The sequence below is a fragment of the Bacteroidales bacterium genome (assembly GCA_018334875.1).
In the GTDB taxonomy this organism is placed as follows: Bacteria; Bacteroidota; Bacteroidia; order Bacteroidales; family UBA12077; genus JAGXLC01.
In genome coordinates, this window is the sequence record JAGXLC010000304.1 from 1 (window position 1) to 4,878 (window position 4,878).

Genomic DNA, 4,878 nt, shown 5'->3' on the forward strand with positions numbered 1-4,878 from the left:
AAAAATCATCAAAGCTCCGAACAACCATATATATACCACCAGCTTGCTCAACTTCTCTTTGATAATCTTTTTGTGCCTGGCTCTGCCTGTCGGATCCGATTTTGACCTCAATTTTTACAGAGCGCCCTCGAATTGTTGCCGAAATGTCAGCACTACCCTTCTTCATATTACTCTTTGCCCATTGAACACGCCCAATCTGACGTTTATAACCTACTGCATCAGTGAAGGTTTTCCTGCGGTCAATCCTGCGACCTGTAACTGATATCCGCTCCGCCTGGCCCCCGGTCATTCGGATGTATTCTATAATACATTTAGTTAGGCTATTGGCATCTTTATCCGTAAACTTCGGCGGAACCCTTGCCCCTTCCGGTAGGTTCGGATGGCTTTCGCGGTGCTTTTCTAAATACAACTTTTTTAGTTTTTTTATTGATTTTGTTGATTGCATAAATACTCCTTTATTTTATCTCTGCGAATATACTCAATATCATTCTCATTAATTCTATCTCGGCACCATGTAACCTCACGTAATTCATTGAAGTTATAAGGGTTTTCATTTTCTGGATCAACTTGTAGGTATATTTTTTCTGGTATGTTTTTCATCTGAATAACTCTCCTTGCCTATTTTTCGGGTTACTATAAATTATCTCAGTATCATACTTGCAACTTTCCAGAAAATCACTTAATCTCATGTGAAAGATTTGACCGTGCCAGCCTATCTCATTTCTGAAATAACCGAGATTAACGTCTTTCCAATAGGCAAAAAATAATTGATGTCCTGCTCCGTCCGGTTTGCTTTTTATGTCAATGTAAATTTTCATTCATCCCAAAAATTCGACCACTTAATCGGATCACCAATAACCTCCTGCACTTCTTCATGAAGATTATGGCTTGTCCAAAGATGTTCTATGCAAACCCGAACAGTCAGGGGCTTTAACCCCTGATCTGTTCGCAGATGTACAATAACATCTAATCCTTTTTTGTGACCGCAGAATATGCAGCCGTTCGTGAGGTTATTCATATTTCCTCCCTTAATTTCTCTTCTAATTGTTGAAGATCAATTAAATCCATTTCCATATCTTCTATTTTTCTTTTAAGTCCATCAATTTCACGGATGACATCTTGAAGGGCCATTTCCTGCCATTTGCAGTTGTATTTTTTTGCATTTTCTTCCCATTCCTCAACTAAAGAATTTATAGAAAATACATCAATTGTTTTTGCGACTTCTCTCTTTTTCATAAGTATGCCTCCAACTTTCTCATTTCTTCCTTAATAGCTTTCTTCAGAACTTCCAGGTTCTCTTCAATCTCTGACATTATCTCTTCATCTCGGTGAATCCGTTGCACGTTAACGATTTGCCGGCCACTTTCCATGATATGAATGTGCATAAGATCGACCCATTGGCGGCCACTAACATACATTTGGCCGTAGCATTGGTATGACTGCTCACGGCTCGGCTTAAAATTGTAATTCACGAGTTCCATTAATTGATTCCCGGTAATGACATTCTTAACTTCTAAAAGCCCGTCATTACTGACTAAGCTATCGGGACTCCCACCTACCCAATCATCTACCTCAAAAAAACCTCCGGGATGTACTTTCTGAAATGTCCTTTGTTCGTATGTATCTTTGCCAACTTGTTCCCGTTCATGCCCTGCCTCCGTAAATTCATTGCCGTTAAATTTTTCCGGGAATGACTCACCGGTTAGACGCTCGTATGCTATCTTCCTGATGTAATTCTGATAACCCTTTGTGGAGGGTTTCATGTTCATTACATCGAATTTTGATGAGGTGATTCTCCCAAGTCTAAGGGAGAACCACTGATCACTGTTTTGTTCTATATCATGAAACATTGCCCATCCTCCTTAAGATTTCATTATAAAATTCGACTGATTCCTTACCATTTTCCTGCGCCTGCTGGCACTCTTTCTGTATATCTTCCTTATCGCTACCCTGGTATTGATCGATAACATTAATTACCTCTTTGCGCTTTTCTGACAGTTCAGACCGGAACCGGTTTGCAAGGTTGTTATAACCGATCTGATCTTTACGGTTAATATCCCTACCAAACAATTTCCCCAAGTGTTCGGCGGCGTCTTTCAAGGCATAAGATTTAGCAGCAGGGGCGGCCATTTGAACAGATCCACTTTTTAGGGCATTAAAATCCGTTGCCCCAGCCCCCTGATCTGTTTGCAGTGGTTGCGCTCCTACCCCGTCCGTGTAGTTCCATTCGCCTGATAAGGGGTCTTTGTAGTGAAGTCGAATAGTAACCACAATACTATTGCCGAGCAGTTGAGTTTCTCTAACTTCCGGTGTCCATTTCTGAAAGACACGAGTAAGAAGGTATTCAACCCGCTCGATTGGTATGTATTGAACGTTTTTATGAACCGGGTGCTGTTTTACCCAATCCTGTTTAGGTGGTTGGTTCAATAAGATGTTAAGATCATTCTCTTTTTCACGGAGTTTTACATCATCGTATAGCTCCTGGATTTGTGGTAATTTTTGACTTTGTTCCATAGTTAGTTGATTTTTAATATTTAATACAAATATACGGTTAATTTTTTGGAGAAAAAATGATAAATGTCAGGTTCTTATAATTTCTATTAATTTTTCCATCTGTTCCTGATACCTCCTATCAACTTCCATCTGAGTCATAACTACCTTGCGGGCCCAGATAACAGTTGCATGATTGAACCCGGTTTTTCCTGACAGATCCAACAGATTATCGCTTTTAAAGTACCAGCATAGATAAAAAAATTGTTGTCGTGGTTCTACATATTTCCTGTGTCGCTTTTTTGTCAGCAGGAAATCCGGTGTTATATTATGGTAGTTGCATACAACGTCCATGATCTGTCCTGTTGTTTTGCCTACTTCTTTGACCTCACCATTTTTCTGAAGTCCTGGTATTACCATGTAGTTCATAATTCTAATAATTATCACAAAAAATTCCACATTCAATTGATTTCAATTTGCCGCCTTTCGCGTCAACTGGCAATTCGTCAAGGTATATTCGTTTTCCTTTATACTTTACCAATTTTGCCCCAATCCTGCGGCTTTGTTCTGCCCGATGCTGAAAGACATCTGGAAATTTTTTTCTTACAAGATTCCAATATGTAGGACTTGACGACTTTACACACCCTATACAATTAGCATTCGGAAAACCCAGTTTGTAAATTTCAGGGATTTTTATACCCTCGCTTCTTAAATAGTCAAAGCAATTGCCTTTCGTGATGCCCTCGTCAATTAAAATAGGAATCGTATTCTCCCGTTCTGCCCTGACAAAATTATCATAACGGTGCGCCTCGTCTGCCGTGAAACCTAATACATGATAGTCTATATCAACTCTTTTTTCAAATTGATACCTTGCTTCTTTTTTCAGAAGCATAGAGCAAGGCGCGCCTGCTATGCCGGACATATATTTGCGTTTTTCAAATATTTCTATGATTGAAGCATTAGGATAGTTTTCATTTTTTGCCTCAATAATTTTTTGTCCGATCCATTTTGAAACATCATCTTTGAAGCGCAAATTGTCCGAATGTTCTTCTTTTACCGGATTATTAACAATCATCACATTATTATCTTTGCCGTATTTCTCAACTGTTTTTTTGGCTGCTACCGCACTGGCAGCACCACAACTGAACCAGACTACTATTATTTTATTTTTCATAATTACCCAAACATTTGATGATAAATTACACTCAATTGATATATAAAGCCCGGTATAATAAAGGATACAAAAAAGTATATCCAACGCTGTCGCCAAAATTTCAGAATGCTTTTCGGAGCTTCGCTGCCTCGTTTTTTCATGCCAAGCCGCCAGAAATCATCCGTATAATAGTACAGATTGAATATACTTTCAATCCCGACTCCCGCAAAGGCAAGTACAGGTTCATCTATCCAAACAAATACGAAAATGGCAACGGAGACTATCAAACAGAATGCTCCGGCTTGTATATATCTTGCACTCCCATTAAGTCTTGAGGCATCAATAAATACCTTGAAAACATGGGGAACCTGGGCCATAATGGCGGCTACGATTAAGAAGATTATTAGGGTTTGTATCATAAGTTTAATTTTTATTTGTTGTGATTTAATCCTTTATTATATGCAGCATCTGTTTCGGATCTCATAATCCTTTTGATTTCTTTATTTGATGGCCTTCTTTCTATAATCATACCCAATACCTTCACATCTTCCTGTCGCTCCAGTATATACTTTGTAAGATAAATCGGCTTAAACGGCCTGTACCAAAACCAGAACCGTTTCTTATTTCTGACTTTCTTGAAACAAATAGCTCCAAAGAAAAAGTAAGCAAACAGGCACTCCCCGGGCTTAAGTGCCCGGGTCTGTTTCATGATAGTTTCCTGTACTATTACATCATTTTGCATCAAGTGTGTGAGGTCCATGACTCCTCCTTATTATCTGATTTAACAACTTCGCTATATGCCCGTGAAAGTTTCACAAAAAACTCTGCTTCGCGCATATAATTTATTTTGTTTTTTTCGTGATCGCTATTCATAGCGGCTTTCCATGCTGACTTTGCTGTATCGGCTGCGTGTTTAGCCTCTGATTGTAGTTCTGATCTTAGTTCTTGTGTCATAATTCTTTATAATTTTCAAGTTTCAAATATTCTCCGAATGAAAGAGGAAATACGTGTTCCTCGTTAATAAGATACTCATCATACAGGCAATCCTCGCAGTAATACTCTTTAAATGAAATAGGAGTGCCTCTAACGTCTTTGTCTATTTCCTTACTATGTGTCGCGGGCTTTCCGCACATACGGCAAATGGGATATGGCTTTTCTCCCATCTGCTCTTCTCGGTGTTTTTGATGTAGTCGTGTCATGATAGTTGATTTTCAATTATTTGACTTCGTTTTACT

At 38.8% G+C, this 4,878-nt stretch carries 12 protein-coding genes; all 12 read right to left on the reverse strand.

Annotated features, from left to right (window positions below; genetic code table 11):
• Window positions 1–445 (reverse strand): hypothetical protein (locus KGY70_16915; protein ID MBS3776882.1); only part of this gene is annotated, 445 nt, incomplete at its 3' end.
• Entirely contained in the window at window positions 424–600 is a 177-nt protein-coding gene (locus tag KGY70_16920; protein MBS3776883.1) for a hypothetical protein, read from the reverse strand. The genes KGY70_16915 and KGY70_16920, both read right to left, overlap by 22 nt.
• Window positions 601–814: 214 nt before the next feature.
• Window positions 815–1,018: a hypothetical protein gene (locus KGY70_16925; GenBank protein MBS3776884.1), complete on the reverse strand. Its 204-nt coding sequence runs from the start codon at window positions 1,016–1,018 to the stop codon at window positions 815–817.
• The gene (locus KGY70_16930) at window positions 1,015–1,236 is read right to left on the reverse strand and encodes a hypothetical protein (protein ID MBS3776885.1); all 222 of its coding nucleotides are present in this window, start codon (window positions 1,234–1,236) and stop codon (window positions 1,015–1,017) included. The genes KGY70_16925 and KGY70_16930 overlap by 4 nt, the downstream gene beginning before the upstream one ends.
• On the reverse strand, window positions 1,233–1,850 hold the full coding sequence (locus tag KGY70_16935; protein MBS3776886.1) for a YqaJ viral recombinase family protein: 618 nt from the start codon (window positions 1,848–1,850) through the stop codon (window positions 1,233–1,235). The genes KGY70_16930 and KGY70_16935 overlap by 4 nt, the downstream gene beginning before the upstream one ends.
• Window positions 1,840–2,514, reverse strand: coding sequence for a hypothetical protein (locus tag KGY70_16940; protein ID MBS3776887.1), 675 nt, complete (start codon window positions 2,512–2,514; stop codon window positions 1,840–1,842). The genes KGY70_16935 and KGY70_16940 overlap by 11 nt, the downstream gene beginning before the upstream one ends.
• A 66-nt stretch (window positions 2,515–2,580) precedes the next feature.
• Entirely contained in the window at window positions 2,581–2,919 is a 339-nt protein-coding gene (locus tag KGY70_16945; GenBank protein MBS3776888.1) for a hypothetical protein, read from the reverse strand.
• Window positions 2,920–2,923: 4 nt separating this feature from the next.
• Window positions 2,924–3,664, reverse strand: coding sequence for a phosphoadenosine phosphosulfate reductase family protein (locus KGY70_16950; protein ID MBS3776889.1), 741 nt, complete (start codon window positions 3,662–3,664; stop codon window positions 2,924–2,926).
• 2 nt (window positions 3,665–3,666) lie between these two features.
• Window positions 3,667–4,062, reverse strand: a complete 396-nt coding sequence (locus tag KGY70_16955; GenBank protein MBS3776890.1) for a hypothetical protein — start codon at window positions 4,060–4,062, stop codon at window positions 3,667–3,669.
• 11 nt (window positions 4,063–4,073) lie between these two features.
• Window positions 4,074–4,403 carry a hypothetical protein gene (locus KGY70_16960; protein ID MBS3776891.1) on the reverse strand — a complete coding sequence of 110 codons (330 nt, stop codon included), beginning with the start codon at window positions 4,401–4,403 and terminating at the stop codon, window positions 4,074–4,076.
• Window positions 4,385–4,597 (reverse strand): hypothetical protein, encoded by a 213-nt coding sequence (locus KGY70_16965; GenBank protein MBS3776892.1) that lies wholly within the window; start codon window positions 4,595–4,597, stop codon window positions 4,385–4,387. The genes KGY70_16960 and KGY70_16965 overlap by 19 nt, the downstream gene beginning before the upstream one ends.
• Window positions 4,594–4,842, reverse strand: coding sequence for a hypothetical protein (locus tag KGY70_16970; GenBank protein ID MBS3776893.1), 249 nt, complete (start codon window positions 4,840–4,842; stop codon window positions 4,594–4,596). The genes KGY70_16965 and KGY70_16970 overlap by 4 nt, the downstream gene beginning before the upstream one ends.
• Between the last annotated feature and the right edge of the window lie 36 nt (window positions 4,843–4,878).

Bases quoted from the DNA above. Each gene is read 5' to 3' on its own strand.
- KGY70_16925 (MBS3776884.1), bottom strand. From the start codon at position 1,018: ATGAATAACCTCACGAACGGCTGCATATTCTGCGGTCACAAAAAAGGA.
- KGY70_16935 (MBS3776886.1), bottom strand. From the start codon at position 1,850: ATGTTTCATGATATAGAACAAAACAGTGATCAGTGGTTCTCCCTTAGA.
- KGY70_16930 (MBS3776885.1), bottom strand. From the start codon at position 1,236: ATGAAAAAGAGAGAAGTCGCAAAAACAATTGATGTATTTTCTATAAAT.
- KGY70_16945 (MBS3776888.1), bottom strand. From the start codon at position 2,919: ATGAACTACATGGTAATACCAGGACTTCAGAAAAATGGTGAGGTCAAA.
- KGY70_16965 (MBS3776892.1), bottom strand. From the start codon at position 4,597: ATGACACAAGAACTAAGATCAGAACTACAATCAGAGGCTAAACACGCA.
- KGY70_16955 (MBS3776890.1), bottom strand. From the start codon at position 4,062: ATGATACAAACCCTAATAATCTTCTTAATCGTAGCCGCCATTATGGCC.
- KGY70_16920 (MBS3776883.1), bottom strand. From the start codon at position 600: ATGAAAAACATACCAGAAAAAATATACCTACAAGTTGATCCAGAAAAT.
- KGY70_16950 (MBS3776889.1), bottom strand. From the start codon at position 3,664: ATGAAAAATAAAATAATAGTAGTCTGGTTCAGTTGTGGTGCTGCCAGT.
- KGY70_16940 (MBS3776887.1), bottom strand. From the start codon at position 2,514: ATGGAACAAAGTCAAAAATTACCACAAATCCAGGAGCTATACGATGAT.
- KGY70_16970 (MBS3776893.1), bottom strand. From the start codon at position 4,842: ATGACACGACTACATCAAAAACACCGAGAAGAGCAGATGGGAGAAAAG.
- KGY70_16960 (MBS3776891.1), bottom strand. From the start codon at position 4,403: ATGGACCTCACACACTTGATGCAAAATGATGTAATAGTACAGGAAACT.